This window comes from Geobacter sp. 60473 (assembly GCF_036323535.1).
In the GTDB taxonomy this organism is placed as follows: Bacteria; Desulfobacterota; Desulfuromonadia; order Geobacterales; family Geobacteraceae; genus Geobacter; species Geobacter sulfurreducens.
Genome location: NZ_AP028967.1, coordinates 1,664,592 through 1,691,402 on the forward strand (window position 1 = coordinate 1,664,592; position 26,811 = coordinate 1,691,402).

Below are 26,811 nucleotides of genomic sequence, written 5' to 3' on the forward strand. Positions count from 1 at the left end.
GGTGAAAAGGCGCCTCATGAAAAACGCCGCCGGTCATCTGCGGACCCGGCGGCGTTATAGCGGAAAATCAGGCCAGTTTTCGTATTTTTTCGAGGCTGGCCAAGAGAACATCCTTCTTCTGCGTCACCTCGGCCAGCTTTTCCCGCTCCTTGGCCACCACGTCCGCCGGAGCCCGCTCCACAAAGGAGGGATTCTCAAGCTTGCGGCCGAACATCTCGATCTCCTTGTCGAGCTTGCCAATCTCCTTCAGGAGACGTTTCTCCTCCTCCTCAACATTGACGAGTCCTTTGAGGGGAACCGCGATCTCCACGTCTCCTGCCACCTGAATCGCAGCGTCGGCGGGCCGTTCAAGCTCCTGCCCGATGGCCAGGTCTGAGAGGCGAGCGAGACTCATGACGTAGACCTCGTTACGCTTGAGCAGGTGCAGGCTCTCGGCGGAACCGCAGGAAAGGATAGCAGCTATCTCCCGTGACGGAGCCACATCCATCTCGCCCCGAATATTCCGGATGCCGCGGATCACTTCCATGACCAGTTCCATCTCGGCCGCACCGTCGGGGAAATCACGCTCAGGCACGGGACGCGGATAGCCGGCCACCATGATGCTCGGCGCGGGACGCGCGCCCGGCAGCGTTTGCCATATCTCTTCGGTAATGAAAGGCATGAAGGGATGCAGCAGCCGCAGGAGGTTTTCGAGCACGAGCCAGAGGACATACCGCGCCGTGTCCTTGCGTGCATCGTCGCCCCGGTAGAGATCGTCCTTTGCCAGCTCAATGTACCAGTCGCAGAATTCGCTCCAGGTGAACCGGTAGAGGGTCCCTGCCGCATCGTTGAAGCGGTATGCCTCCAGCGCCTCGGCGGTTTCAGCGGCGGCCGCGTTGAGCCGGTGCAGGATCCAGCGATCCGCATTGGACAGGTCGAGTGTTGCCGGGTCCACCGTATCGGGCTCGAATCCCTCCAGGTTCATGAGAGCGAACCGGGAGGCGTTCCAGATCTTGTTCACGAAATTCCGGTAGCCGGCAATCCGCTCCTCGGCCAGCTTGATGTCGCGCCCCTGGGCGGCAAAGGCCGCCAGGGTGAACCGGAAGGCGTCGGTGCCGTACTGGTCGATGACCACCAGGGGATCAATGACATTTCCCTTGGACTTGCTCATCTTCTGGCCCTGGGCATCGCGCACCAGGGCATGGATGTATACGTCGCTGAAGGGCACCTCGTCCATGAAGTGAAGCCCCATCATCATCATCCGCGCCACCCAGAAGAAAAGGATGTCGAAACCCGTCACCAGACACGAGGTGGGATAGAACGCCGCAAGCTCCGGTGTCCGGTCCGGCCAGCCCATGGTCGAAAAGGGCCACAGGGCAGAGGAGAACCAGGTGTCGAGCACGTCGGTTTCCTGACGGATCTCGTCGCTGCCGCACGCGGCGCAGACTGTCGGATCGATTTTAGCCACCGTGGTTTCGCCGCAGTGGTCGCAATACCAGGCCGGAATCCGGTGTCCCCACCAGATCTGGCGCGAGATGCACCAGTCCTTGATATTCTCCATCCAGTCGTAATAGGTGTTTTCCCACTGCTGGGGAACGATCCGGGTCCGCCCGTCCTTCACGGCGGCCAGGGCCCGTTCGGCCAGGGGGCCGACCTTCACGTACCACTGGAGGGACAGGTACGGCTCCACCACCGTCTTACAGCGATAGCAGCCCCCCACCGCGTGGGCGTGATCGTCAATCTTCTCCAGAAGCCCCAGCGCTTCCAGGTCTTCCACCACCCTCTTTCTGGCGGCGAAACGCTCCATCCCCTCGTACTGGTGCCCGGCGGCATTAACCACGGCCGATTCGTCGAAGACGTTGAGCAGGTCCAGATTGTGACGGCGCCCCACCTCGAAATCGTTGAAATCGTGGGCAGGGGTGATCTTTACCACACCAGTACCGAACTCCCGATCCACGTACTCGTCGACCACCACCGGTATTTCCCGGTTCACGAGGGGGAGCAGCACCTTTTTGCCGACGAGGTCGGCATAGCGCTCATCCTCGGGGTGAACCGCCACGGCGGTATCGCCGAGCATGGTTTCGGGACGGGTCGTGGCCACCACCACGAAGCGGCCGGGCTCGCCAACCACGGGATAGCGGATGTGCCAGAGATTTCCCGCCTTGTCCTCGTGCTCCACCTCGATGTCGGACAGGGCCGTGTGACAGCGGGGACACCAGTTGATGAGACGGTTGTCCCGGTAGATCAACCCTTCCTCGTAAAGACGGACAAAGACCTCGCGCACGGCGCGGGAAAGCCCTTCGTCCATGGTGAAGCGCTCGCGCCCCCAGTCACAGGATGCGCCGAGCCGTTTGAGCTGGCCGATGATCTGGCCGCCGGACTCGGCCTTCCATTTCCAGACACGTTCGATGAAAGCCTCGCGCCCCAACTCGTGGCGGCTCGTCCCCTCGCCTGCCAGCTGGCGTTCCACCACGTTCTGGGTCGCAATGCCCGCATGGTCGGTGCCGGGCATCCAGAGGACCTCGTAGCCGTTCATCCGCTTCCAGCGGCAGAGGATGTCCTGGAGCGTATTGTTCAGGGCGTGCCCCATATGAAGGGCGCCGGTGACGTTGGGCGGCGGGATGACGATGCTGTAGGGTGGCTTGCCGCTGTCCGGGGCTGCCCTGAAATAGCCTTCCTGCTCCCAGGTTTCATACCATTTCCGTTCAACGGCCGTGGGCTCGTAAACCTTTGCCAGTTCTTTTTCTGCCATTCGATTAACCTCTTCTCTTTTCAAAATAAAAATGGGGATGAAGCATCCCCATTTCAGTTTCAGCGGTGTGAACCGGTCCCGTGGGCCGGCCCTGAAGTGTGACCTAGAGTCCTTCCTTGATCTTGCGGATCTCTTCCTTGATGATCGTCTCCGCCAGTTCGGGCACCACTTCCCAAGCGATCCGCTCGATTACTTCGCGGGAGATTCGTGAAATGGCGGAGGCCAGTTGTTCTTCGGTGAGGGTGATGGTCCCCGGGCCCGGGGCAACCGGCTCGACAGCCGGCACCGCCGACGTGGAAGGAGCCGGAGGGGCGGCGGGAACATATTCTTCCTCAGGGGCGAACTGCTGTTCCACGACAAACTGCTCCGGCACGACAGCGCCGCCGAACTCAAAGCCGGCCGCCGGTTCCGCTGCAAAGGCCTCCGCAGCCGGGGCACCGGCCGTCGGCTCGAGCTCAAAGGCAAAGGACTCGGGTTCGGCCACCGCGCCGAAGCTCATCGTTTCTTCAACTGCGCCGAACGCGGGTTCTTCGGTGAAGGTGAATTCTTCAGCAGGCACACCGAACGTTTCTGAATCGGCGGAGACGGTGGGCGCTGCAGCAAAGGCCGCGGCATCGAACACCTCTCCCATTGCCTCGTCTCCGGGCACCATCTCACCGACTTCAACCTCGCCGGCAACCTCCTCCTCAAGCTCGAAGGCTCCCCACAGATCATCGGCAGGAGCGGTCCCTTCGGCTTCGAACGTCACTGGCTGCGCCACAGCCTCGCCAGCAGGCGCAGCCAGGGGCTCCGACTCGAACATCGGAAACGGCTCGGATGAAGCCGTCTCGAAGACGGCTGGCGGCTCGGGGGGCGAAACGAACGTCTCCGGCTCCACCTCGAAAACGGCGGGAGGAATTTCTGCGGCAAAACCCGGTGCAGCGCCTGCACCCGTTACCGCGCGTGAGCTTCCCAGTGCCAGAAGTTCTTTAACCTTATCGACAAGCTGCTGGGATTCAAAGGGTTTTGAGATAAAGTCATCCGCGCCGCACTGCCGGGCCCGCTCTTCGTCAAAGGGTTCAAAGGCGCCGGTCATGAGCAGGAGAGGCGTGTTCTTCAGGGCGGGGTCTTGCCGGACGGCGGCACACACCTCGTAGCCATTGGAGCCGGGCATGAGGGCATCGATGAGCATCACATCGGGTCTGGTTTCACGGGCTTTTTCCAGCGCGGCGTCACCGTTGTCGACAACGGTCAGTTCAAAATCTTCGTTGGCGAAGATAATTCCCACGACCTTCTGAATGGTGATGCTGTCGTCGGCAAGGAGCAGCCTGTTGCCCATGAATCCTCCTTCAGGGGGAGCGTCGGAAAAGGGGCCCCGGATGGATGGGGGAAAGTGCGGTTAACCCGCGAACAATCGCGGAAACGCTACCATACTGACCTGAGGGTGTCAAGCTATTTACCGGGTCGTAACAGCCCCGTAGGATGCCGTTTCCACCAGCTCACGAAGGTCCGGAAAGAGCATCCGGAAGGCCAGTGTCGACAGATCGCTCCGCAGCTGGCTGAAGGCCTTGGTATGGCGATGATCAAGACGGACCGAGAGAAAGATCACGTAAGTATCCGTCCGCGGATCGATCCAGATCGATCCGCCCGAGTAGCCGGTGTGGCCGAACGATTCCTCGGAAAACCCTTCTCCCCGGGGCGATGAAAACGGGGATGCCATGTCCCAGCCGAGCCCCCGCGCCACCTTGCCCCCGCGGGAAAAATAGGGGGCCGTCATCTGGCGCACCGTTCGCTCCTCCAGAACGCGCCGGCCGTTGAGCTCACCTTCGCCGAGGATCATCCGGCAGAAGAGTGCCAAGTCGCTCGCCGTACCAAAGAGGCCCGCATGTCCGGCAACGCCTCCCAGGAGACGTGCCAGGGGGTCCTGCACCGTGCCGAAGTGGGGCCCCCCCGAGCCGTCCAGGGTGGCGGCGCACCGCTCAACAATTGCGGGGCCGGGCAGGAATGCTGTGTCCTTCATGCCCAGGGGGCGGAGAAAGGCATCCGCCGCATAGCGGTCAAGAGTACTGCCGGTAACGCGCCGAACCAGCTCGCCCAGCAGGATGAAGTTGATATCGGCATACCTGAACCGGTTGCCCGGCTCGCCTTTCAACTTCTGGGCGGCCACCCCGCTGATGGCGCTTTGCAGGGGATCTGCAGAAGACAGGGAGAAATCGTCGAGGCCGGAGGTGTGGGTCAGCAGATGCACCACAAGGACATCGTCCTTGCCGTGGCCCGCAAATTCGGGGAACCAGCGTACCAGGGGATCGACCAGTGAGAGTCGGCCATCCTCCGCCAGCCTCATGACTGCAGGGGTCGTTGCGATGACCTTGGTGAGGGAAGCAATGTCGAAGATGGTGGAAGATGTGACCGGCGGGGAATCGGGCAGGGAGGACTGCTTGCCGAAGACGTGCTCGTAGATCGTGCCGTGACGGTTCCCCACGAGCACGATCCCGCCCGCTACCAGACCGTCATGCATAGCCCTTTCCATCAACCGCCCGATGGCTTCTCCGCCCGCCGGCGGTGCATACGGTGAATCACCGGCAAAAACCGTCAGCGAACCGAAAAGTATCAGGGCTATGACAAGTATCTTTCGGGACAACATGGAGGCATTCCGTCACTCTGTACCGAACGTGAACCGTGGGAGCCACTGGAGGGCAGGGCCCTCACCACCAGACAAGCAAGATTCAGGCCTTGGCTATGGGGACAGAAAAAAGGGGAGACACGGTCTCCCCATCAGTGCACCTTGAATTCCACCGCCTTGAGGACCTTCCCGGCCGAATCCACCGCCTCGACGCGCCAGGAGCCAACCGATTCGGCGTCAACGGGCTTTTTGCTCCAGGTACGCCATTTCTCGCCCTTGACCGCAAGCTCCTGTTCGCCGGCCATTGTGCCGTCCTTGTACCAGACGTGGCGAATGACCGTTTCCTGGGCGCCGGGGTTGACGATACGGGTAAAGCAGTAGAGGGCTTTCACCGACCGGTGCGAGATTCGACGTACCGCATCGATGGGGTTGTTGCGGGAGATCTTTGTGGTTACCGCCATCTCGGTGATCTTGAGATCGGCCGCCCGAACGGGCGAGCCAACGATCATGCCGCACGCAACCAGCGCAACGAGCAGGACGACCAGTCTCAGCATCCGCACCACCTCACTCTCCTGTTTTTGGTGTTGTTCGACACCTCTCTGCTCCTCAGGTACGGTAATCGGCGTTGATCTTGACGTAGTCGTAGGACAGGTCCGAGGTGTAAACCGTTGCCCGTCCGTCGCCCAGGTGCAGGTCTACAGTAACGGTGAACTCCTTCTTCCGCAACACCCCGGTACCCCGCGCCTCGGCGTCGCCGCCTGCGAAAACACCACCCTGTACCATCCTGACATCGTCGAAGAACAGCTCGGCACGGTCCGGCTCCACGTCCGCGCCAGAGTAGCCCACCGCCGCGAAAATCCGCCCCCAGTTGGCATCCTGCCCGAAAAAGGCGGTCTTGACCAGACATGAATTGGCAACGGCCATGGCGGCCCGCTTGGCGTCGGCATCGGAGCGGGCACCCTTCACGGTTACTTCCACGAACTTGGTGGCCCCTTCACCATCCTTGACGATCAGCTTAGCCAGGGAGAGGAGCACCTCCTCCAGCAGAGCCGCAAATTCCGCGGCGCCCTCGCTCCCCTCGGACAGGACCGGGTTGCCGGCTGCGCCGTTGGCCATGATGATGGCGGTATCGTTGGTGGACATGTCGCCGTCAACGGTGATGGCATTGAAGGATGTATCGTTGGCGCGGCGGAAGATCCGGTCGAGCCACTGGGGATCCACCGCGGCATCGGTGACGATAAAGGCGAGCATGGTGGCCATGTTCGGCATGATCATGCCGGCGCCCTTGGCGATACCGGCGATGGTGTATCCGACCCCTCCCGCAGTCCCGGTACGCGCCTCCAGTTTCGGGAAGGTGTCGGTTGTCATGATGGCCGCGGCGATCTGATCGAGGGTAGCCGAACCCAGCCCGGCCACGAGGGGAGCAATCCCTCCCCTGATCCGCTCCATGGGGAGCGGCACGCCGATCACGCCGGTAGAGCATACGAGCACCTCATGCTCCGGCGCACCAATCCGCTCGGCCACGAGGCTGGTGATTTCCCGCGCGTCCTCCATCCCCCGGTCTCCGGTGCAGGCATTGGCGTTGCCGCTGTTGACCACCACCGCTCGGCAGGTGCCGCTCGTGGTTCGCTCCATGTCCAGAAGCACCGGTGCGGCCTTCACCTTGTTGGTGGTGTAGACCGCGGCCACTGCAGCGGGCGCATCCGAGCAGATGAGAGCCAGGTCCAGGCGGCCCGGCTTCTTGATGGCCGCTTCAACGGCCGAGAACCGAAATCCCTTGACGTTCATAGCTGAAACCTCACGAAAGCGCCGCCACCTGAGAAACCGGCGCTTTCATAGACTATCTCATTTTCCGCAGCACTTCTTGTACTTTTTGCCGCTACCGCAGGGGCAGGGCTCGTTGCGCCCGGCAAGCTTCTTGGACTTGGACGGCTCCGAGGTTTCATCCTCGTCGACCAGGTTAAAGACCATCTTTTTCCGGGCCTGCTTCTGCTGCTCCTCTTCCATCCGTTCGACATCTTCCTCGTGGGCAATCTGGACCCAGAAGATCTTTTCCACGGTCTCGGCGGCGATGCGGGCCATCATGTCCATGAAGAGCTGATAGGCTTCCTTCTTGTACTCCTGCTTCGGATCCTTCTGGCCGTAGCCCCGCAGCCCGATCCCCTCCTTGAGGTGGTCGATGGAGAGGAGATGATCCTTCCACTGGGCATCGATGGTCTGGAGCATGATCACCTTGATGAGGTGGTCCATCAGTTCGTCGCCAAAGGCCGCCACCTTGGCATCAAAGGCCTCGTGGACCTTCTCCTTGAGCAGGGTGCGGAAACTCTCGGGGGAGAGCCGGTCCATGGTCTGGGGCGGTATGTCGATCTGGAAGCCGTAGGTCTTCAGAATCCCTTCGCCGATCGACTGCCAGTCCCATTCATGGGCCGACACCTTTTCTATGGCAAAGGAGGAGATTTCCTCAATGGTATCGTCCATCATCTGGGTGAAGTGACGACGGATGTCCTGGCCGGCCAGGATCTCGCGACGCTGGGTATAGATCACCTCGCGCTGCTTGTTCATGACATCGTCGTACTCGATCAGGTGCTTCCGAATCTCGAAGTTGTGGGCCTCCACCTTCTTCTGGGCATTCTCGATGGCCTTGGTGATCATGCCGTGGGTGATGGCCTCTCCCTCTTCGATCTTGAGGAAGTCCATTATCTTGGAAACCCGCTCGGAGCCGAAGATCCGCAGGAGGTCGTCCTCGAGAGAAAGATAGAAGCGGGATGAGCCCGGATCCCCCTGGCGTCCCGACCGGCCCCGGAGCTGATTATCGATCCGCCGGGACTCGTGGCGCTCGGTGCCGATGATGTGGAGACCGCCCAGGGCCACCACTTCGTCGTGCTCCCTGGCGCAGAGGGTGCGGTACTCGGCCAGCACCTTTTCGTACTCTTCCTCTGGGGCATCGGGATTGGCCCGACGCCACTGCTTGGCGAGACCTTCGGGGTTACCGCCGAGCAGAATGTCGGTACCGCGGCCCGCCATGTTGGTGGCGATGGTCACCATTCCCTTGCGGCCGGCCTGGGCCACGATCTCGGCCTCCCGCTCGTGCTGCTTGGCGTTGAGCACGTTGTGGGGAATCCCCTGCTTCCTGAGCATCTCCGCCAGCACCTCGGATTTCTCAATAGAGATGGTTCCCACCAGGGTAGGCTGTCCCTTCTCGTGGCACCCTTTGATTTCCTCGATGACGGCGTTGAACTTCTCCCGCTCGGTCTTGTAGATGACGTCAGGGAAGTCCGGCCGCAGCAGCGGGCGGTTGGTGGGGATGACCGTCACTTCCAGCTTGTAGATCTTGTGGAACTCCTCGGCTTCAGTGTCGGCGGTGCCGGTCATGCCGGAGAGCTTCTCGTACATACGGAAGTAATTCTGGAAGGTGATGGTGGCGAGCGTCTGGTTCTCGTTCTCGATTTCCACCCCCTCCTTGGCCTCAATGGCCTGGTGGAGCCCGTCGGACCAGCGACGGCCCGGCATGAGGCGGCCGGTGAACTCATCGACGATGATGACCTCGCCGTCCTTGACCACGTAGTCGACGTCGCGCCGGAACAGGGCATGGGCCCGGAGTGCCTGGTTCACATGGTGGAGGATCTCCATGTGGCTCGGGTCGTAGAGGTTGTCGATCTTGAGCAGCTTCTCGACCCTGGCGACCCCCTCCTCGGTGAGTGAGGAGGAGCGGGCCTTCTCGTCGACCGTGAAGTCGCCGGTGTAGACTTTGCGCTTGCCCGAAAGGGTGTTCGCCTCCACCTCCTTGGCCTCCCCCTTTTTCAGGTGGGGGATAATCCGGTCGATGATGTAGTACTTGTCGGTGGAATCCTCGGTGGGACCGGAGATAATGAGGGGCGTCCGGGCCTCGTCGATGAGGATGGAGTCCACCTCGTCCACGATCGAGAAGAAGAAGGGCCGTTGAACGTAATCCTCCAGGGCGAACTTCATGTTGTCCCGCAGGTAATCGAAGCCGAACTCGTTGTTGGTGCCGTAGGTGATGTCCGCGGCGTAGGCGGCGCGACGATCCTCGTCATCGATGCCGTGGACAATGACCCCCACGGTGAGTCCCAGGAAGCGGTAGAGACGCCCCATCCACTCGGAGTCCCGCCGGGCCAGATAGTCGTTGACCGTGACCACGTGTACCCCGCGCCCGGTGAGGGCGTTCAGGTATGCCGGCAAGGTCGCCACCAGCGTCTTCCCCTCGCCGGTCTTCATCTCGGCGATTTTCCCCTGGTGGAGCACCATGCCGCCGATGAGCTGCACGTCGAAGTGGCGCATGCCGAGGGCCCGTTTCCCCCCTTCCCGGCAGACGGCGAAGGCCTCGGGCAGCAGGGAGTCGAGGCTTTCGCCCCGGGCAATCCGCTCCTTGAACTCGAACGTCTTCTCCCTGAGCTGATCGTCGGTCAGGCCCGCCACCTGTGACTCAAGGCCGTTGATCTTCTCCACCACCGGCCACATGCGCTTGAGTTCACGCTCGTTCTTGCTGCCGACGATCTTCTTTATGATGGCTCCAAACATATAAACCGGGTCTCCTGGGAAATCGTGTAATGGTCAAACGCAAGCGGAAACGGTAGCACAACAGCCGGAAATGCTCAATAGAATCCGTACGGCGCAGCGCCAGGCCCATGAAACGGTTGTGTCGCGCGGCACGTTGCGCACAGGGCCCCGAGAAACGGACAAAAGCGGCCAAGGCTGTTCCCTGCGGCCTGGCCGGCCGCGCACCTGGGCACCGGTGTCCGCCCTGCTCCACCGGCTTGACGGGTCGGTTACGGGTCAGTAGGCGCGGTTGTCGAACATGCGGCGGGTCTTTCGCTCGGACCGGGGGAGCTCGCCGTAGGGGAGGAGATCCACCTCGCAGGAAACCATCATGGAGTGCTTCACGCCCGACACGATCGCCTTGCAGAGGCCGGCATCCGCTGTGGGCGCAGCATCTTCGGCCCGCTCCACCCGAATGGTCATGTGGTCGCGACCATCGGCACCCCGGTCCAGAACCACCTGGAATTCGCTGCCGAGCCCGTCGATCCGGTCGAGAATCTCATCGATCTGTCCGGGATAGATGTTGACCCCCCGGAAAATCACCACATCGTCGGAACGCCCGAGTATCCGGTCGTGACGGGGAAGGATGCAGCCACAGGGGCAATCGCCCGGCACGAGGCGGGTCAGGTCCCGGGAGCGATAGCGGATGAGCGGTGCACCCTCCTTGCGGAGCGTGGTGAAGACCATCTCCCCCACCTCGCCCGGCTGCACCGGCTGGAGCGTTTCCGGGTCGAGGATTTCAAGGAGATAGTAGTCTGCCCAGTAGTGTATGGAGCCGTCTGCGCCCGGCGCTCCGCAGGAAAGCCCCGTGCCGGGACCATACACCTCGGTGAGGCCGGTGATGTCGTGGACCGACTCGGCACCGAGGCATTCACGGATCTTGGCTAGAATCGCCTCGCTGGAGCGTTCGGCACCGAGGATCACCTTGCGCACGGCGATCTTGTCCCGCAGATCGCGCCGCTGGACCTCTTCGGCCAGGAGCAGCCCCATGGAGGCGGTGCAGCAGACCACTGTTGACTGAAGATCCACCAGGAAGGTGGTCTGGATATCGAGGTTCCCCGGCCCCACGGGCACTGCCAGGGCGCCGTACCGCTCGCATCCCAGTTGGAAACCCGCTCCGGCGGTCCAGAGACCATACCCGACGCAGATCTGCACCCGGTCTTCACGGGTGACCCCGGCCATCTCGTAGCAACGGCAGAACATGTCGGCCCAGTCATCCACATCCTTCTGGGTGTAGCAGAGGATTTTCCGCTTCCCAGTTGTCCCCGAGGATGAGTGAATCCGGACGAGCTGCTCATGGGAGGCCGCACGAAGGGGGAAGGGATAGCCGTCACGCAGGTCGTCGGCAGAGGTGAAGGGAAGCTTCGCAACATCCGCGAGGTCCGTGACGTCGTCTGGCGTCACGCCCGCTTCTTCGAGCCGGCTGCGGTAAAAGGATGAGTTGCGCCAGGCGTGGTTCACGGTCCAGCGCAGGCCGTCGAGCTGGAGCCGTTCAAGTTCCGCGGGAGATGAGTAGTGGGCGGGAAAGCGGGTCAGCATAGGGGGTTACAACCTCCATCGGAAAGGATTACCGGAAAATCAAGCCTCCGCCCGCTCCATGCCGAGACGCAGGGCCTTGAGAGATGCGGCCCGGAGCGCCCCCTTTTCCGCCAGCCGGTGCTCGATGGTTGCAATCACCTGGCTGGTGGAGCAGAAGAGGCCGGCATCGGTGAGCCGGGCCAGGGCAAAGCCGAGGAGGATCAGGTTCACCGCCTGGGGGGAGCCGATCTCCAGGGCAAGGGCGTCGGCGTCGATGACATGGATCGGGTGCCCCTCAAGTCCGGCGGGGACACGGGAGGCATTGGCCACGATCCATCCGCCGGGGCGGAGAAAATGCCGGTGGAGCGCAATGTTCTCCTCCTTCATGGCCAGCAGGCCGTCGGCCCTGCCGGGGCGCACGAGGGGGCTTGAGAATTCGCCCGCCTTCAGATGGGAGATGACTACCCCGCCCCGCTGGGCCATGCCGTGGGTTTCGGAGGTCATGACCGGCATGCCGGTGCGGATGGCGGTCTCGGCCAGAATGCGGGTGACGAACAGGATTCCCTGCCCCCCCACCCCGCTGATGATCAGTTGCTCTCCCCCGGTCATTTTCCCACCTCCTCGATGGCCAGCCGCGGACAGACATCGACGCAAACGCCGCACTTGGAACAGACGAGGGTATCGACAACCACCCGCTTCGTTTCTTCGTCGTAGACCAGGGCCGGGCACTCGAACTGGGTGGTGCAGAAGCGGCAGCCGTTGCAGGCATCGCTTACCCGCACCGCGCGCTTCGGCGGCCGTTCGCCGGTGTAGGTCCGATCAACCACGCAGGGCTGGCGGGCAATGACCACGGCAAGCCCGTCGGTCCGGGCAAAGGCCACCGCTTCTTTCATCAGGGCGGTAAAAGCGGGGAGATTCCCCGGTTCGCCCACCCGGCAGAAACGGACACCGCACGCCTTGATGAGGCCTTCCATGTCAACCGTCGCCGTGGGCACCCCGCCGGCGCCCCACCCCAGTGCCGGGGTCGGCTGGTTGCCGGTCATGGCGGTGGTGGCATTGTCCAGAATCACGAGCACGAACCGCGCATCCTGCACCACTGCGTCGATGAGCGGCGGGATTCCCGCGTGGAAGAAGGTGGAGTCGCCGATGGTGGCGACGATGTCGGGTACCTGGCCGGAAAGTTTGTAGGCGTGGTAGAAGCCGGCCGCCTGGGAGACCGCCGCCCCCATGCAGAGGACCGTGTCGACCCCTCCCAGGTTGAGACCGAGGGTGTAGCAGCCGATGTCGGAAGGATAGATTCCCTTGGGCGCAGCCCGCTTGATGACATAAAAGCTGGCCCGGTGGGGGCACCCCGGGCAGAGGGTCGGCCGGCGGCCGCCACCCGTGGGAGGCGCAACGGAGGGTGCGGCGGGAATGCCGGCAAAAGCGGCCACCAGACGCTCCACCAGTTCCGGGGACAGTTCTCCCACCTCGGGAACAAAGCCCGACCGCTTTCCCTTTACCCGGTGACGGTCGGCCAGTTGCAGCTCCATGACCCCGGTGGTCTCCTCCAGCACCAGAACCTCGTCGTAGTCGGCCAGAAGCCGCTCCACGAACGCCGTGTGGAGGGGATAGGGCTGCACCACCTGCCAGAGGGGAAGGACGTCCCGGAGTCCCAGATCCCCAAGCACCTCGCGGGCGTGGGCCGCTGCCACGCCGGAGGCGACCAGTGCCTTCCTGGAAGAGCCCCCCGGATTGAGCAGCCGCGGGGCGGTAGGCTCCCAGGCGGCAATGCCGGCCAGCTTCTCCTCCAGCTCCAGGTGAAGCTTGTGGCGAAAGACCGGGGTGGCGGCCCACCGGGTCGGATCCTTGACAAACGCGGCCGTCCGTTCGGACGGAGCAACCGGACCGGGGAGGATGTCCTGGTTGGCGTGGCAGACCCGGGTAGTGGGCCGGAGCATGACCGGCACCCGGAAGGCCTCGGACAACTCGAACCCGGCGGCAATAAGCTCCCTGGCCTGCTCGGGCGAATCGGGGTCGAGGACGGGCACCTTGGCGGACATGGCCGTCAGACGGCTGTCCTGCTCGGTCTGGGACGAGTGGGGCCCCGGATCGTCGGCGGAGATGACCACGAAACCGCCGGTGACTCCCAGGTAGGCGGCACTCATGAACGGATCGGAGGCAACATTGAGTCCCACCTGCTTCATGGCCGTGGCTGCCCGCAAACCGGACTGGGCGGCGGCATAGGCAATCTCAAAGGCCACCTTCTCATTAACGGCCCACTCCACGTGCATGGGTACGCCGTAGCGCTCCCGCCAGAGAGCCACGCCGGAGAGGATCTCCGAGGCGGGCGTTCCGGGATAGGAGGCAACGACACTGCATCCGCTCTCCACAAGGCCGTGGGCCATGGCATCATTGCCGAGCAACAACATCCGTTCACTCACAGGAAATGACTCCTTCCGCGAAAAAATCGTCCAATTTTCCGTGGTCGCCCCTTGTTTGTCAACCGAAATTCTCGACAAATGAAGAGCTTGCGTCGAGAATCGGCTTGAATTTCCGGGCATATTTCTTTATACAAAAGCAATTCCTCCATACGACATTAATTAAATTCATGTTCGATATCACGAAACTTCACCCACGCTCAGGAGGTCGCACAATGAAACGGTTCACCCTGTTCATGCTCCTCGCGCTGCTGGCGGCATCGCTCGTCCCCGCGGCCGGCACGGCCCGCGCCCAGTCGACCATCACCCTCACCTACGCCAACTTCCCGCCAGCGGCCACCTTCCCGGGCGTCCAAATGGAGCGCTGGGCCAAGGAAGTGGAAAAAAGGACCGGCGGCAAGGTGAAGGTGAAAACCTTCCCCGGCGGCACGCTCCTCAACGCCAAGAACATGTTCGAGGGGGTTACCTCCGGCATCGCCGACATCGGCAACTTCGCCATGAGCTACCAGCCGGGGCGCTTCCCCGTGTCCGAAGCGGTGGACCTTCCGCTGGGCTTCACGAGCGCAAAGGTGGCAAGCCTCGTTCTCTATGACCTGATCGAAAAGTACAAGCCCAGGGAGTTTGAAAAGGTAAAAGTACTGACGGTCTTCACCTGCCCTCCCACCAACTTCATGACCAAGGCGCCGGTACGACGCCTGGCCGACCTGAAGGGGATGGAACTCCGCGTGGCAGGCACAAGCGCCGAAGTGGCCAAGCGCCTGGGGGCGGTGCCGGTGGCCATGCCCCAATCGGAAACCCCCGAAGCGATCCAGAAGGGAATCGTCAAGGGGATGATCTCTTCCCTTGAAATTCTCCAGGATCTCAAGTTCGCCAGCTACACCCCCTACGCGACCATCGCCAACCTGCCGGTGGTTTCCTTTGCGGTGGTCATGAACAAGACAAAGTGGGATTCGCTCCCGGCCGACGTCAAGAAGGCCCTGGACGGCCTTTCCCGCGATCAGGCCGCATGGACCGGCGAGTACGCCGACCGTCACGTGCAGGAATCTCTCGCCTGGTCGAAGCAGGGCTACCAGCACCAGGTGTTCACTCTGCCGGCCGCCGACCAGAAGCAAATCAACGCGCTTCTGTCCCCCATGGTGGATGACTATGTCAGAAAGGTGAGCGCCCAGGGGTTGAACGGAAAACAGATCGTGGCGGACGTCCAGGCCTTCCGGAAGAAATACGAGACACCGGCGAAGAAAAAGCGGTAGGAATACGGGGATCAGGGACCGGACGTAATCATGGAACGTGTATTCGGCATCATCTCCAAGGTATTCATGGTCGTCGGCGGTGTGGCGCTCCTGGCGCTCGTGCTGCTGGCCACCGGCAACGTGGCGTTCCGGATCGGCCGGGCTCCCTTTGCCGGGACCTACGAGATCGTCTCGTTCCTGGGCGCTATCGTCATAGCCGGTGCCCTGGGGCACACCCAGCGCCGCAAGGACCACATCGTGGTCGATATTCTGTCGGAACGTTTCCCGGCACCGGTCAAGCGGCTGCTCGACGTGGTGAACTATGCCATCACCTGCGGGCTGTTCGGCATCGCCGCCTGGCAGGTGTGGATCTGGGGTGACAAGCTCCGTCTGTCGGGAGAGTTGTCCGAGACGCTGAAGCTGACCTACTACCCTTTTGTCTACGTGGTGGCTGCCGGCTTCGGGGTTCTGGCCGGAGTGTTGTTCATTGATTGTATGAAAACGGTATTGCGCGGCAAGGAGAGTGAGGAGTGAGCGGTCCAATTATCGGCGTCTATGGCATCTGTGTCATGTTTTTCATGCTGTTCGTGCTACGGATTCCCGCAGCCTTCACTCTGATGATGGTCGGTTTTCTCGGCATGGCCACGGTCACCACCTGGGACGCGGCCCTGGCCATGCTCGGCAGCGAGCTCTGGGGCAGCTTTTCCAACTACGGCCTCACGGTCATCCCCTTATTCATACTGGTGGGGGAAATCGTCCACTACGCCGGCTACAACAACAGTCTCTATCACGCCACCTACAAGTGGTTCGGCCACAAGCGCGGCGGCCTTGCCATGACCACGATCCTGGCATCGGCGGCCTTCTCGGCCATCAGCGGATCCAACACCGCCACCGCCGCAACCATGAGCGCCGTGGCGATACCTGCCATGAAGGAATACAACTACCATCCGCTGCTCAACGCCGGCTCCGTGGCTGCCGGCGCGACCCTGGGGGTCCTGATTCCCCCGAGCATCGTGCTGGTGGTCTACGGGCTCTACACGGGCCAGTCCATCGGCAAGCTCTTCTTCGGCAACGTCATCCCCAGCGCCATCCTGACGACTCTCATCCTCCTGACCGTAGTCTGGATCTGCCGCCGCCACCCGGACTGGGGACCCGAGGGTCCTAAAAGCGGCTGGGGGGAGCGGTTCGCCGCCCTGCCCGAGGCAATCGACATCCTGATCCTCTTCGCCATCATCATGTACGCCCTGTTTACCGGCGTGGTGACCGCCACCGAGGCGGCGGCAGTGAGCTGCTTCCTTGCTCTCATAATCTGCGGCCTGCGCAGAAAACTCACCTGGAAGAAACTGGCCGGAGCACTCGTTGACACCCTGCGCATCTCCTGCATGGTCTTCATGATCGTGGCCGGCGCGGTCATCTTCGCCAAGTTCCTTACCATCACCCGACTTCCCTATGAAACCGCCGAGTGGATCAGCTCCCTGGACCTTCCCCGCTGGATGGTCCTCTGGGTCATCCTGGCCTGCTACATCATCGGCGGCTGCATTATGGACGCCCTGGCGTTCCTGCTGGTGTCGCTCCCCATCTTCTACCCGCTGGTGACCCAACTGGGCTACGACCCGATCTGGTTCGGCCAGGTGATCACCATCGTGACCACCATGGGGTCCATCATGCCCCCCATCGGCATCTGCTGCTACGTGGTATCAGGCATGTCGGGCATCCCTCTCGGCACGGTCTTTCGTAGCGGCCTCTACTACATGCCGTCCTACATCGCATCCATTGCCATCCTCATGGTGTCCCCCTACTGGACGGTGCTCGTGCTGGCCGACTTGGTCAAATGACCGGCCAGTAACCGCCCGGCCCGAAAAATTGCTAAAGTTTTCCGGCTGCTGGGCGATGAGAAAACTCAGAAACCACTATCAAGGGGAGTGCCCATGTCCGCAATCACCTTCGAAGAAATCATGTTCACCATTATGTCCGCCACCCAGGACACCTTCAAAAACTACCTGAGCGTAGACATATTCGCAGGAAAGGTTGAGCGGAAGGTAGATCCCGTCGATTCCGACGTGGTCGGCATCGTCGGGGTTGCGGGCGACCGGGTGGGCTATATCATTCTGGCGGCAGAGAGCACCGCAGCGGTCACGATCGCCAAGGAACTGCTGATGATCGACGAGCCCGACGAGGAATCCATCAGGGACGCCATCGGCGAACTGACAAACAACATCGCCGGGGTATTCAAGACCAAGTACCATGAGCAATACGGCAACGTAGCCCTTGGGCTCCCTCTGATCGTCTCCGGCATGCTGCGTACCGTTGCCGAGGGGACGTCGCAGGATCAGGCGGGCGGCAGCTCCAGCATGAACGTCCAGTGCAAGGGGGTTACCATTCCCTTCATGAGCCTGGACGGCAAGTTCGCTCTCCGGGTCATGGTGTACATGTAGCGGGCCACCCCGCACCAGAACGTCCCCCACGAAAAACAGCCGCGCCGGTCATGCCGGGCGGCTGTTTGTGCTTTTTGTCCGATACGCGGCAAATGGTGCGGCCGGACTTACACCCCGCTCACATCCAGGGCGGCGATCCGCAACGACGGAGCACCAACCGTGCCGTAGAAGCGCAGGTCATTCCCCACCGCCTCGACCCCCCTGAACAGTTCCAGAATGTTGCCAGCAATGGCGATCCCCTTCACCGGCCGGACCACGCGCCCGTCCTCCACGAGAAAGCCCGCCGCGCCCACGGAGAAATCGCCCGAAATGGTATTGGCGGTATGCATCCCCATAACCTCGGTCAGCAGCACCCCCCGCGCGATTCCAGCCAGCAGTGCTTCGGGAGCTTCGGTGCCGTTCTCGATGAAAAGGTTGGATACCCCCATGTGCGGCGGCGATTTGATACCACTGCGAATGGCGTTTCCGGTGGAGGCGACCCCTTCCTTGCGCGCCCGGAGCGTATCGTAGAGGTAGCCGGCGAGGCGCCCGCTTTCCACCAGGACCGTATTCCGCTTGGGCACTCCCTCCGCATCGAAGGGGGCGGTTCCCATGCCGCCGGGCAGGGTACCGTCGTCCCGGATGGTGAGCAGCGGCGCAACGATCATCTCGCCCCGCTTGCCCGCCAGGAGCGACTTGCCCTTTTGAACGCTCTCGGCCAGGAATGCCGGTGCCAGCACTTCGAGGATCTCGGTGGCCACGTAGGTGTCGAGCACCGCGGGGCAGCGCATGGTCGGCACCGTGGCGGCGCCCAGGAGGCCGGTCGCCTTGGCAACTGCGCCGGCAACGATCCGCTCCACCGAAATGCCGTCGAAGCGGGATGAGAAATCGAAATCCCACCCCATCTGGGACTGACCGTTTTCCTCGGCAACGGCCGTCACGCTGGCCGACACCGATGTTCCCCGGTAGCGGCAGCTGACGCCCCGGGAATTGACCACCATAGTCTCCACCATGGAATCACCATAGGTGGCTTTCCGCACCTTCCGCACCCGCGGATCGGCCGCCAGGGTAAGCCGCTCAAGGTCGAGTGCGACGGCAATCTTTGCCTCTTCGGCCACGGCAGCAAGCCCGTCGTCGAACAGCCCCGGAACATCGGGATATACCGCCGGCGGGTCGGGGAAACCGTGGTCCGCGTCCGGGGTCTGGCTTTCGGCACCCACAAGGGCGTTGTCCACCATGCGCGCCAAGTCCTCCGGTGCCATGCTTGTGGAAAAGGAGAACCCCATGCCGCCGTTCTTCAGCACGCGCACGCTCACCCCCAGCGGGGCGGAACACTTGAAGGTATCGACCTTTTGTTCCTTCACCTCGATAGAAAGAATGCGCGACGATGCGGCGGTTATCTCCCATCCGTCCAGGGAACGGTTGGCGAGTATTTCTTGAACGGCGCTGATCATGCCGGCGGTATCCATGGAAACCTCTCAGAGATCAAGAATCATCGCGATTTCATCGCAGTCGGGGAACTTGACGCACTTGATGCAGTCGGTCCAGACCTTGTGGGGCAACTCCGACTTGTCCACGATCCTCATACCGAACTTGCCGAAGAAATCGGGCTTGTAGGTGAGGCAGAATACGCGTCTGAGCCCCAGTTGTCTGGCCTCGTCGATGCAGGCCTGCACGAGCATGGTGCCGATCCCCTTGCGCCCCGCATCCTCGGACACGGCCACAGACCGGATCTCCGCCAGGTCTTCCCACATGATATGGAGGGCCGCGGCGCCGAGCACCACACCGTTTTCCTCCCAGACGTAAAAATCGCGGATCGCCTCGTACAGTTCCGACAGGGAGCGGGAGAGCATATCGCCCCTGCTGGCGAAGTGAGTGAGAAGCTTCTGTATATCCTTGACGTCGGCAATCTGTGCCTTACGGAGCATGGCGCGGTATCTCCTTGCGTGATGGAATGAAGATGGAAAAACGGATCAGAACTTGCGTCGGTCAACGACAAAGCAGCTCTTGTGGGATTGCTTGGCAAGGGTCTTGAGCTCTGCCGCCACCTCGGCCACCTTGGCGTAGTGGCCGATTTTGGGAGAGTCCGTGGGAACGATGGCGATGGCGACCCCCATGAGGGGGACCTTCTCCTCGTTCCCCTTGCGGTCGTGGGCCAGGAAGAAGCCGTTACGCTTTTCCTCCTCGTTGAAGAGCTCCGAAACCACAGCCGTGAAGTTGGCGATGATCCGCCCGGCAACCGTCTCGGCCTGGTCGAAGGGGACGATAAAAACGAAATCGTCCCCGCCGATGTGTCCCGCGAAGCCGTCGCCCGCGTCCTTCACGGCGTTGGACATGATCCGGCCGAGCATCCTCAGGACCTCATCGCCGTGGGTGAAGCCGTAGACATCGTTGTACTGCTTGAAGTGGTTGATGTCCACATAGCAGACCGCCATGGGCTTGCCCACCGTCTGCTCAATGGCGCGCTGGATGGAGGTGTTGCCCGGCAGCCTGGTGAGGGGATTGTTGTCGAAAACCCGTCGCAGCCGCCGCAGCGACAGAACGATACGGGTGAAAAGCTCCCGGAAGTTGAGGGGGAAGGTGACGAAATCGTCCAGGGGATACTCTTCCCAGTCGAAAAACTCGGCCGCCGGCTCCGGCATCATGCCGATGACCGGAATGGTGCTGAAGAAAAAGTCGTCCTTGAGGCTCCTGATAATGCCCAGGAACGCCTCGTCGGGCGAGGAGAGATCCATGAGGATCACGTCGGGGGGATCCGAGTAGATGAACCCCATGACGCTGGAGGGGGTCGTCAGGGTCACCACCTGATACCCCTTGCTCTGGAGGCGGAGCTCGATATTGCCGTCCCCCCGCTTTTCATTGGCAACGATGGCTATTCTCAGATCAGATCTCATCGACGGCCTGTATCTCCAGACTGAAGTTTTTCGTTTCGATCAGCCGGTCCTCCAGCTCTTCCACGATGACGGCCAGGTCGTTCTCGGTCATGCCCAGCCTCTGCCACGCCTCGGGCTGGATCTGGGGGACATACTCGTCACCGCTGAACCCGAAGCCGCTGGCCTTAACGAGCACATCGGCCAGATGAACCACGGCGGTCTTGACCTGGTGCGTCGACGAACGTGTCACGTCGTGGTGACAGGCCACGGGCTCGCTCAGCTTGTCCGGCAGGTACCAGCTCCGCACGAGCCACTCCCCCACCTCGGCGTGATCGGTTCCCAGCAGCTCCCGCTCCGCGTCCAGCATGGCCAGCCCCTTTCTCGCCATGAGCATGGCGACACGGGCGTAGTCCTCGGGGCATTTTTCCTTGATGATCACCTTGCCGATGTCGTGCAGGAGCGCCGCCGTGGAGATTTCCTCCACCTCGGGGAGCTTCAGGCGGCGGGCGATGATGTTCGCAGCCACGCCGGCGCCGAGGGAGTGCTCCCAAAGCCCAACAATGGTCTTCTCCATGATTTCGAAGATGGATGAGCTGAGCGCCAGGCTCTTGATGACATTCACCCCCAGGAGGATCAGGGCGTTGGAGATGGTGGAAACCCGGTAGAACCCGTAGGAGGGGGAGTTCACCAGGCGCAGCACCCGTGCCGACAGGATCTGATCAGAAGAGACGAGTTGCGCCATTTCCTGGATGGTCGACTTGCGGTTTTCCGACAGGGCCTGGAGCCTGGTCACGATGCCGGGGAGCGTCGGGAGCGTGCTCGTGTCACGGATGATCTCGAATATCTCAGTCCGCTTATCGCTCACCGACACCCTCCACGGAGCGGACGATCCCCGCCCGGAACAACTCCTTGAGCCGCTGCATGAGCGGATTCCCCTCCACTTTGCTGAAACGCCGGTCCAGATCGGCCAGCATGTCGTCGAGGGACTTTTCACCTTCGAGCTCAACAGGCCGGCCCTCAACGGTGAGGGTCTTCACCCCGAGATTACGCAGCCGCTCCAACAGGGCCGCTGTAATAACGGTTCCCTTGCCGCAGATCGGTGGACCCTGTGGGTTGTCGGCCCTCTTCACCTCCCGGGCCAGGATCATGTCCGGCACGGCGAGGGCTATGGGAATGGTTTGCATCTGCCTAGCTCCTCATGAAAATTACATATCCGCACAAGTGTACCAGATAACGTTGCCGGCGCGAGTGTCAGCTCCCGGCAGCAGCCCTGCGGGCGCCATCGATCATCTCCCGGGCATGATCAAGGGTGGTGCCGGTGATGGTCACCCCGCCGAGCATTCGTGCCATTTCCGCGACCCGGTCCTCCCCTTCGAGAGGGGTGACCGCCGTGGCGGTCCGTCCGCCTTCAACCCGCTTTTCCACCTTGTAGTGCCGATCGGCAAAGGCGGCAACCTGGGGAAGATGGGTGATGCAGAGGACCTGCTGGGCCCGGCTCACCCGCTTGAGCTTCTCCCCCACCAGGGCCGATGTGGCGCCGCCAATGCCGGTATCCACCTCGTCGAAAATGAGGGTCGGCACGTCGCTCTCGGGGTGGACCTGCTTGAGGGCCAGCATGAGTCGCGAAAGCTCTCCACCTGAGGCAATCCGGGCCAGGGGCTTCGGTTCTTCCCCCGGATTCGGGGAAAACAGGAAGCTTACGCTGTCGAGCCCCGTCTGGCGAGGCTCTGGCAGTTCCTCGAGCGCCACGTCGAACAGGGCGTGCTTCATTGCCAACTCGTGGATCTCCCGCTCCATTGCGGCCTTGAGCCGCTTTGCCGCCTCGTGCCGCTTTGCCGAGAGGTCGTGCCCCGTTTCCCTCACCCGGCCGGCCAGGGTTTCCAGTTCCCGGTCGAGATCGTTGCGGGTCCGGTCGCGGTTGAGAAGCAGTTCCATCTCCCGGCCCGCTTCCTCGCCATAGGCGATGATCTCTTCCACGGTGGGGGCGTATTTCTTCTTCAGGCGCCGGATCAGATCGAGCCGCTCGTCCACCGCGTCCAGCCTGGCCGGGTCGGCCTCGATGCGCGCGCCGTAGCCCCGCAGGGTCAGGGCCGCATCCTCCAGTTGAGCCGCCGCCGATTCCACAACGTCCAACAGCGGGGCCAGCGAGGCATCAACGCCGGATATTTCGGCAACCTTGCCTTTCACTCGGGCAAGCAGGTGCAGAACCGAGGACTCGTCGCCGTACAGGGCTTCATAGGCCTCTTCGCTCCCCCGACTGAGCCGCTCGGCATTAACGAGCAGCTCCCGCTCCCCGGCCAGGGCCTCCTCCTCGCCCGGCGCCAGGGCTGCGGCGCGGATCTCCTCCACCTGAAAGCTCAAGAGGTCCAGGCGCCGGGCAGCCTCCCGCTCACCTTCGTCCAGCTCCCTGAGCCGGGCTTCGGTCTCCCTGTACCGGTCAAAGATGGCCGCATAATCGGCCCGCAGGGAATCGAGGCCGGCGAAGCCGTCCAGCAACCTCAGGTGGTTCTCGGGCCGCAGCAGGGTCTGGGACTCGTGCTGGCCGTAAATATTGACGAGTTCGCGGGAGATGTCCGACAGCATTGCCAGAGTGGAGAGACCGCCGCCGATGAAGACCCGGTTGCGTCCCGACCGGGACACGACCCGCTTCACCAGCAGCTCGCCGTCGCAATCGAGTCCCATCTCCGTCAGCCGCTGCCCGAGTGGCGCATCGGTCGGCAGGGAAAAGAGGGCTTCCACCGTTGCCTCTTCCTCGCCGGTCCGGACCAGCTCAGCCGAAGCTCGCGCCCCCATAATAAGGTTCACGGCGTCGATGATGATCGATTTGCCCGCGCCGGTCTCGCCCGTGAGGACGGAGAGCCCCCGGTCGAAGGAAACATGAAGGGAATCGATGATGGCGAGGTTCCGGATGGAGAGATCGGTCAACACTACCGCTCCCCCCACTTGAGCTTGGTCCGCAGCACCTCGAAGTAGTTGCGGCTGCGGGACATGACGAGTCGGGTTCTGTGGGCCGCCCGGCGCACGTGCACCGCGTCGCCGCACTTCAGCTCCATCCCCACCTGCCCGTCCAGCGTCAGGTAGACATCCTCGTCCTTGGAGCGGAGCCAGACGGTTACACCTGAACTCGACTCGAGCACAATGGGACGGTTGGTGAGGGTGTGGGGACAGATGGGGGTGATGGTGATGCACTCCAGTGACGGATGAACGATGGGCCCGTTGGCCGAAAGGCTGTAGCCGGTGGAACCCGTAGGAGTTGAAATTATGAGGCCGTCGGCCTTGTAGGTGGTAAGCCGAATGCCGCTCACCTCCGTCTCCATGTCGATGATCCGGGCAAGGGCTCCCTTGTTGATGACCACATCGTTCAGGACCCGGTGGGAACAGATCTCCTCGCCGTTGCGCTCCACGGACACGGTGAGCATCATCCGCTCGGTCACCTGGAAATCGCCCGAGAGGCAGGATTCCAGCACCGGGTAGAGCTCGTCCAGGGTAATCTCGGTCAGAAAGCCGAGGCTGCCCAGGTTGACGCCGAGAATGGGAATCTGGCGGGCACCGATGAGCCGCGCTGCGGAGATGAGGGTTCCGTCGCCGCCCAAGACCACCGCCATATCGGCCAGGACGGGAATGTCCTCGGGGACGATGCCCTGCCGTCCCCCAAGGTGGCGCGCCAGATGGGCCTCCACCAGCGGGATCAGACCCCGCGACTCCAGCCAGGCAATCAACTCGCTCGCCACGCCCTGACAGCGGGGATCGTGAACCTTGGCGAAGATGGCGATTTTTTTCATTCGTGCGGCCTTCCGGATATGGTATAAACTTGAATTTTACTAACACAGATCAGATGGCATGTCCAATGGAAATTCGGCCGTTTAGCGCCTGGACCTGCCTATGCTATCCGCTTGTTTTCCCGATTGAAAGGTGCCCCATGATGGACGAAACGCTTTCCCCCGCCGAGCAGTCCGCAGAACTCGACACCTTGATGCTCATCATCAAGTCCTTTCTGGAACACCTGGAGTACACTCTCGGCAAGGACAAATACTCGGCAACCCGGCATGACATCTTCAACGCCCTGGCCTATGCGGTCCGCGACCGGATGGTGGAGCGATGGCTCGACACCCAGCAGGCTTACTACAATCAGGACCCCAAGCGGGTCTACTATCTTTCCATGGAATTCCTCATGGGGCGGACCCTGGAAAACAGCCTCGTGAACCTGGGGCTGCTGGACGATTTCCGCGACGCCATGAACTCCCTCGGCTTCGACCTGGATGTCCTCATCGACCAGGAACAGGACGCAGGGCTCGGCAACGGCGGCCTGGGCCGGCTCGCCGCCTGCTTCCTCGACTCCATGGCCACCATGGGGATTCCGGGCTACGGCTACGGCATCCGCTACGAGTACGGCATCTTCCGCCAGAATATCGTGGATGGTGCCCAGGTGGAATATCCGGACAACTGGCTCCGCTACCGCAACCCCTGGGAGTTGGACCGGCAGGAGCACCTTCACCCGGTCAAATTTTACGGCCGCGTTGTGGAACGCAAGGATGCGGAGGGAAACACCGTCTTCGCCTGGATCGACACCGAGGATGTCATGGCCATGGCCTACGACACCCCGATCCCCGGCTTCGGCACCAACTCCGTGAACACCATGCGGCTGTGGACGGCCAAGTCTTCGCGGGACTTCAACCTGACCTTCTTTAACGAGGGGAACTACATCCGGGCCGTTGAAAAGAAGATGATGTCCGAAAACATATCCAAGGTGCTCTATCCGGCAGACCACATCCCCGAGGGCAAGGAGCTCCGTTTCAAGCAGGAGTATTTTCTCGCCTCGGCCACCATCCAGGATGTGATCTACCGTTTCCGCAAGAATCACAGTGACCTGCGCCTCATCCCCGACAAGGTGGCCATCCAGTTGAACGACACCCATCCTTCCCTGGCCATTCCCGAGATGATGCGGTTGCTCATGGACCGGGAACGTCTCGACTGGGATACCGCGTGGGACATCACCACCCGGACCTTTGCCTACACCAACCACACCATCCTGCCCGAGGCCCTGGAAAAATGGCCGGTCTGGTTCCTGGAGCAGATTCTCCCCCGCCACCTCCAGATCATCTACGAAATCAACGACCGGTTCCTGGCCCAGGTCCGCCAGCACTTCCCGGGCGACACGGGCCGGTTGGAGCGGATGTCTCTGGTGGAGGAGCACTGGGAGCGCAAGATCCGCATGGCCCACCTGGCCATTGTCGGCAGCCACTCGGTGAACGGCGTGGCGGCGCTCCACACCGAAATCCTCAAGGAAAAGGTATTTGCCGACTTTTTCGAGATGTGGCCCGAGCGGTTCAACAACAAAACCAACGGCATCACCCAGCGCCGCTGGCTGAAAAGCGCCAATCCGGGGCAGGCGGGACTGATCAGCCGCGCAATCGGCGACGGCTGGGTCACCGATCTGGACCAGTTGCGCAAACTGGCCGACCTTGCGAAGGACCGGGATTTCATTCATGCCTGGCAGCGGGTGAAGCAGGAGAACAAAAAGCGGCTGGCCGATTACATCTTCCGGAACAATGAACTCCAGGTAAACGTAGACTCCCTCTTCGACTGCCAGGTCAAACGGATCCACGAATACAAGCGGCAACTGCTGAACGTGCTCCACGTCATCACGCTCTACAACCGGATCAAGGCCGACCCGACGGGAGACTTCGTCCCCCGCACCGTCATTTTCAGCGGCAAGGCGGCACCGGCCTATGCCCTGGCCAAGCTCATCATCCGGCTGATCAATGCGGTCGGCGATGTGGTCAACAATGACCCGGACGTGGGAGACCGTCTCAAGGTGGTGTTCCTGGCCAACTACAGTGTGTCACTGGCGGAGAAGATATTCCCCGCCGCGGATCTCTCGGAGCAAATCTCCACTGCCGGTACCGAGGCGTCGGGCACCGGCAACATGAAGTTCGCCCTGAACGGTGCGCTCACCATCGGGACCCTGGACGGGGCAAACATCGAGATCATGGAGGAAGTGGGGCGCGAAAACATCTTCATCTTCGGCATGACCGCCGGTGAAGTGGATGAGCTGCACCGGCGGGGCTACGAACCGAGGGATTACTACCACCGGATTCCCGAGCTCAAACGGGTGCTGGACCGGATTGCCGAAGGCTTCTTCTCGCCAGCTACGCCGGACCTCTTCCGCCCCATCGTCGATGCCCTTCTCAACCAGGGCGACAACTACATGCTCCTGGCCGATTATGCCTCCTACGTGGCCTGCCAGGAAGAGGTGAGCCGGCTCTACCTGGACCCGGACGAGTGGGCCCGCAGGGCGATCCTCAACTGTGCCGGCATGGGCAAGTTTTCCAGCGATCGGACCATCGCCGAATACGCCCGCGACATCTGGGGCGTGGAGCAGATGGAAGTCCGGCCCGTTCTCGAGTTCCGCAAGCATGACGGCCCGGCGTAAGGACGGCGGTCAGCGCACGACCGGCCACGATCAC

The 26,811-nt window shown here is 62.1% G+C and carries 21 protein-coding genes; 5 read left to right on the forward strand and 16 right to left on the reverse strand.

Features of this window, described 5'->3' with window-relative positions:
* Positions 1-67: 67 nt before the first annotated feature.
* From AABA48_RS07610 to AABA48_RS07650, 9 genes are all read right to left on the reverse strand, one after another.
* The gene (locus AABA48_RS07610) at positions 68-2,731 is read right to left on the reverse strand and encodes a valine--tRNA ligase (protein ID WP_338271256.1); all 2,664 of its coding nucleotides are present in this window, start codon (positions 2,729-2,731) and stop codon (positions 68-70) included.
* 103 nt (positions 2,732-2,834) lie between these two features.
* Positions 2,835-4,049 carry a response regulator gene (locus AABA48_RS07615; protein ID WP_338271257.1) on the reverse strand — a complete coding sequence of 405 codons (1,215 nt, stop codon included), beginning with the start codon at positions 4,047-4,049 and terminating at the stop codon, positions 2,835-2,837.
* Between the two features lie 117 nt (positions 4,050-4,166).
* Positions 4,167-5,354: a serine hydrolase domain-containing protein gene (locus AABA48_RS07620; protein WP_286352306.1), complete on the reverse strand. Its 1,188-nt coding sequence runs from the start codon at positions 5,352-5,354 to the stop codon at positions 4,167-4,169.
* 131 nt (positions 5,355-5,485) lie between these two features.
* On the reverse strand, positions 5,486-5,893 hold the full coding sequence (locus AABA48_RS07625; RefSeq protein ID WP_119334082.1) for a DUF2914 domain-containing protein: 408 nt from the start codon (positions 5,891-5,893) through the stop codon (positions 5,486-5,488).
* Between the two features lie 46 nt (positions 5,894-5,939).
* Positions 5,940-7,121 carry a bifunctional glutamate N-acetyltransferase/amino-acid acetyltransferase ArgJ gene (gene argJ, locus AABA48_RS07630; protein ID WP_324309798.1) on the reverse strand — a complete coding sequence of 394 codons (1,182 nt, stop codon included), beginning with the start codon at positions 7,119-7,121 and terminating at the stop codon, positions 5,940-5,942.
* A gap of 57 nt (positions 7,122-7,178) precedes the next feature.
* On the reverse strand, positions 7,179-9,872 hold the full coding sequence (gene secA / locus AABA48_RS07635) for a preprotein translocase subunit SecA (protein ID WP_286352304.1): 2,694 nt from the start codon (positions 9,870-9,872) through the stop codon (positions 7,179-7,181).
* 255 nt (positions 9,873-10,127) lie between these two features.
* Complete coding sequence (locus AABA48_RS07640) at positions 10,128-11,429, reverse strand: phenylacetate--CoA ligase (RefSeq protein ID WP_286352303.1); 1,302 nt, start codon at positions 11,427-11,429, stop codon at positions 10,128-10,130.
* Between the two features lie 39 nt (positions 11,430-11,468).
* A complete protein-coding gene (locus tag AABA48_RS07645; protein ID WP_338271258.1) occupies positions 11,469-12,017 on the reverse strand; it encodes an indolepyruvate oxidoreductase subunit beta in 549 nt (182 codons plus the stop codon).
* Positions 12,014-13,831 (reverse strand): thiamine pyrophosphate-dependent enzyme, encoded by a 1,818-nt coding sequence (locus AABA48_RS07650; protein WP_338271259.1) that lies wholly within the window; start codon positions 13,829-13,831, stop codon positions 12,014-12,016. Before AABA48_RS07650 ends, AABA48_RS07645 begins: the two co-directional genes overlap by 4 nt.
* Positions 13,832-14,043: 212 nt before the next feature.
* Between AABA48_RS07650 and AABA48_RS07655 the strand changes: the two genes are divergently transcribed.
* The 4 genes from AABA48_RS07655 (at position 14,044) to AABA48_RS07670 (ending at position 17,492) form a co-directional block, all read left to right on the forward strand.
* On the forward strand, positions 14,044-15,078 hold the full coding sequence (locus tag AABA48_RS07655; protein WP_286352300.1) for a TRAP transporter substrate-binding protein: 1,035 nt from the start codon (positions 14,044-14,046) through the stop codon (positions 15,076-15,078).
* A 30-nt stretch (positions 15,079-15,108) separates the two neighbouring features.
* A complete protein-coding gene (locus AABA48_RS07660; RefSeq protein WP_286352299.1) occupies positions 15,109-15,591 on the forward strand; it encodes a TRAP transporter small permease in 483 nt (160 codons plus the stop codon).
* A complete protein-coding gene (locus AABA48_RS07665; RefSeq protein WP_338271260.1) occupies positions 15,588-16,892 on the forward strand; it encodes a TRAP transporter large permease in 1,305 nt (434 codons plus the stop codon). Before AABA48_RS07660 ends, AABA48_RS07665 begins: the two co-directional genes overlap by 4 nt.
* A gap of 93 nt (positions 16,893-16,985) precedes the next feature.
* Positions 16,986-17,492, forward strand: a complete 507-nt coding sequence (locus AABA48_RS07670) for a chemotaxis protein CheX (RefSeq protein ID WP_286352297.1) — start codon at positions 16,986-16,988, stop codon at positions 17,490-17,492.
* 107 nt (positions 17,493-17,599) lie between these two features.
* On the opposite strand, the gene AABA48_RS07675 is transcribed toward AABA48_RS07670, so the two are convergent.
* From AABA48_RS07675 to AABA48_RS07705, 7 genes are all read right to left on the reverse strand, one after another.
* Positions 17,600-18,940 (reverse strand): TldD/PmbA family protein, encoded by a 1,341-nt coding sequence (locus tag AABA48_RS07675; RefSeq protein ID WP_286352296.1) that lies wholly within the window; start codon positions 18,938-18,940, stop codon positions 17,600-17,602.
* A gap of 9 nt (positions 18,941-18,949) precedes the next feature.
* Positions 18,950-19,399 (reverse strand): N-acetyltransferase, encoded by a 450-nt coding sequence (locus tag AABA48_RS07680; RefSeq protein ID WP_286352295.1) that lies wholly within the window; start codon positions 19,397-19,399, stop codon positions 18,950-18,952.
* Positions 19,400-19,444: 45 nt separating this feature from the next.
* Positions 19,445-20,365, reverse strand: coding sequence for a GGDEF domain-containing response regulator (locus AABA48_RS07685; protein WP_286352294.1), 921 nt, complete (start codon positions 20,363-20,365; stop codon positions 19,445-19,447).
* Complete coding sequence (locus tag AABA48_RS07690; protein ID WP_286352293.1) at positions 20,355-21,209, reverse strand: HDOD domain-containing protein; 855 nt, start codon at positions 21,207-21,209, stop codon at positions 20,355-20,357. Before AABA48_RS07690 ends, AABA48_RS07685 begins: the two co-directional genes overlap by 11 nt.
* Complete coding sequence (locus tag AABA48_RS07695; protein ID WP_286352292.1) at positions 21,199-21,528, reverse strand: hypothetical protein; 330 nt, start codon at positions 21,526-21,528, stop codon at positions 21,199-21,201. Before AABA48_RS07695 ends, AABA48_RS07690 begins: the two co-directional genes overlap by 11 nt.
* Before the next feature lie 67 nt (positions 21,529-21,595).
* Positions 21,596-23,272, reverse strand: a complete 1,677-nt coding sequence (gene recN, locus AABA48_RS07700; RefSeq protein ID WP_286352291.1) for a DNA repair protein RecN — start codon at positions 23,270-23,272, stop codon at positions 21,596-21,598.
* Positions 23,272-24,126, reverse strand: coding sequence for an NAD(+)/NADH kinase (locus tag AABA48_RS07705; protein WP_286352290.1), 855 nt, complete (start codon positions 24,124-24,126; stop codon positions 23,272-23,274). The genes recN and AABA48_RS07705 overlap by 1 nt, the downstream gene beginning before the upstream one ends.
* Before the next feature lie 137 nt (positions 24,127-24,263).
* Here AABA48_RS07705 and AABA48_RS07710 point away from each other — a divergent pair, with 137 nt between their 5' ends.
* Positions 24,264-26,777, forward strand: coding sequence for a glycogen/starch/alpha-glucan phosphorylase (locus AABA48_RS07710; RefSeq protein ID WP_286352289.1), 2,514 nt, complete (start codon positions 24,264-24,266; stop codon positions 26,775-26,777).
* Positions 26,778-26,811: the final 34 nt, after the last annotated feature.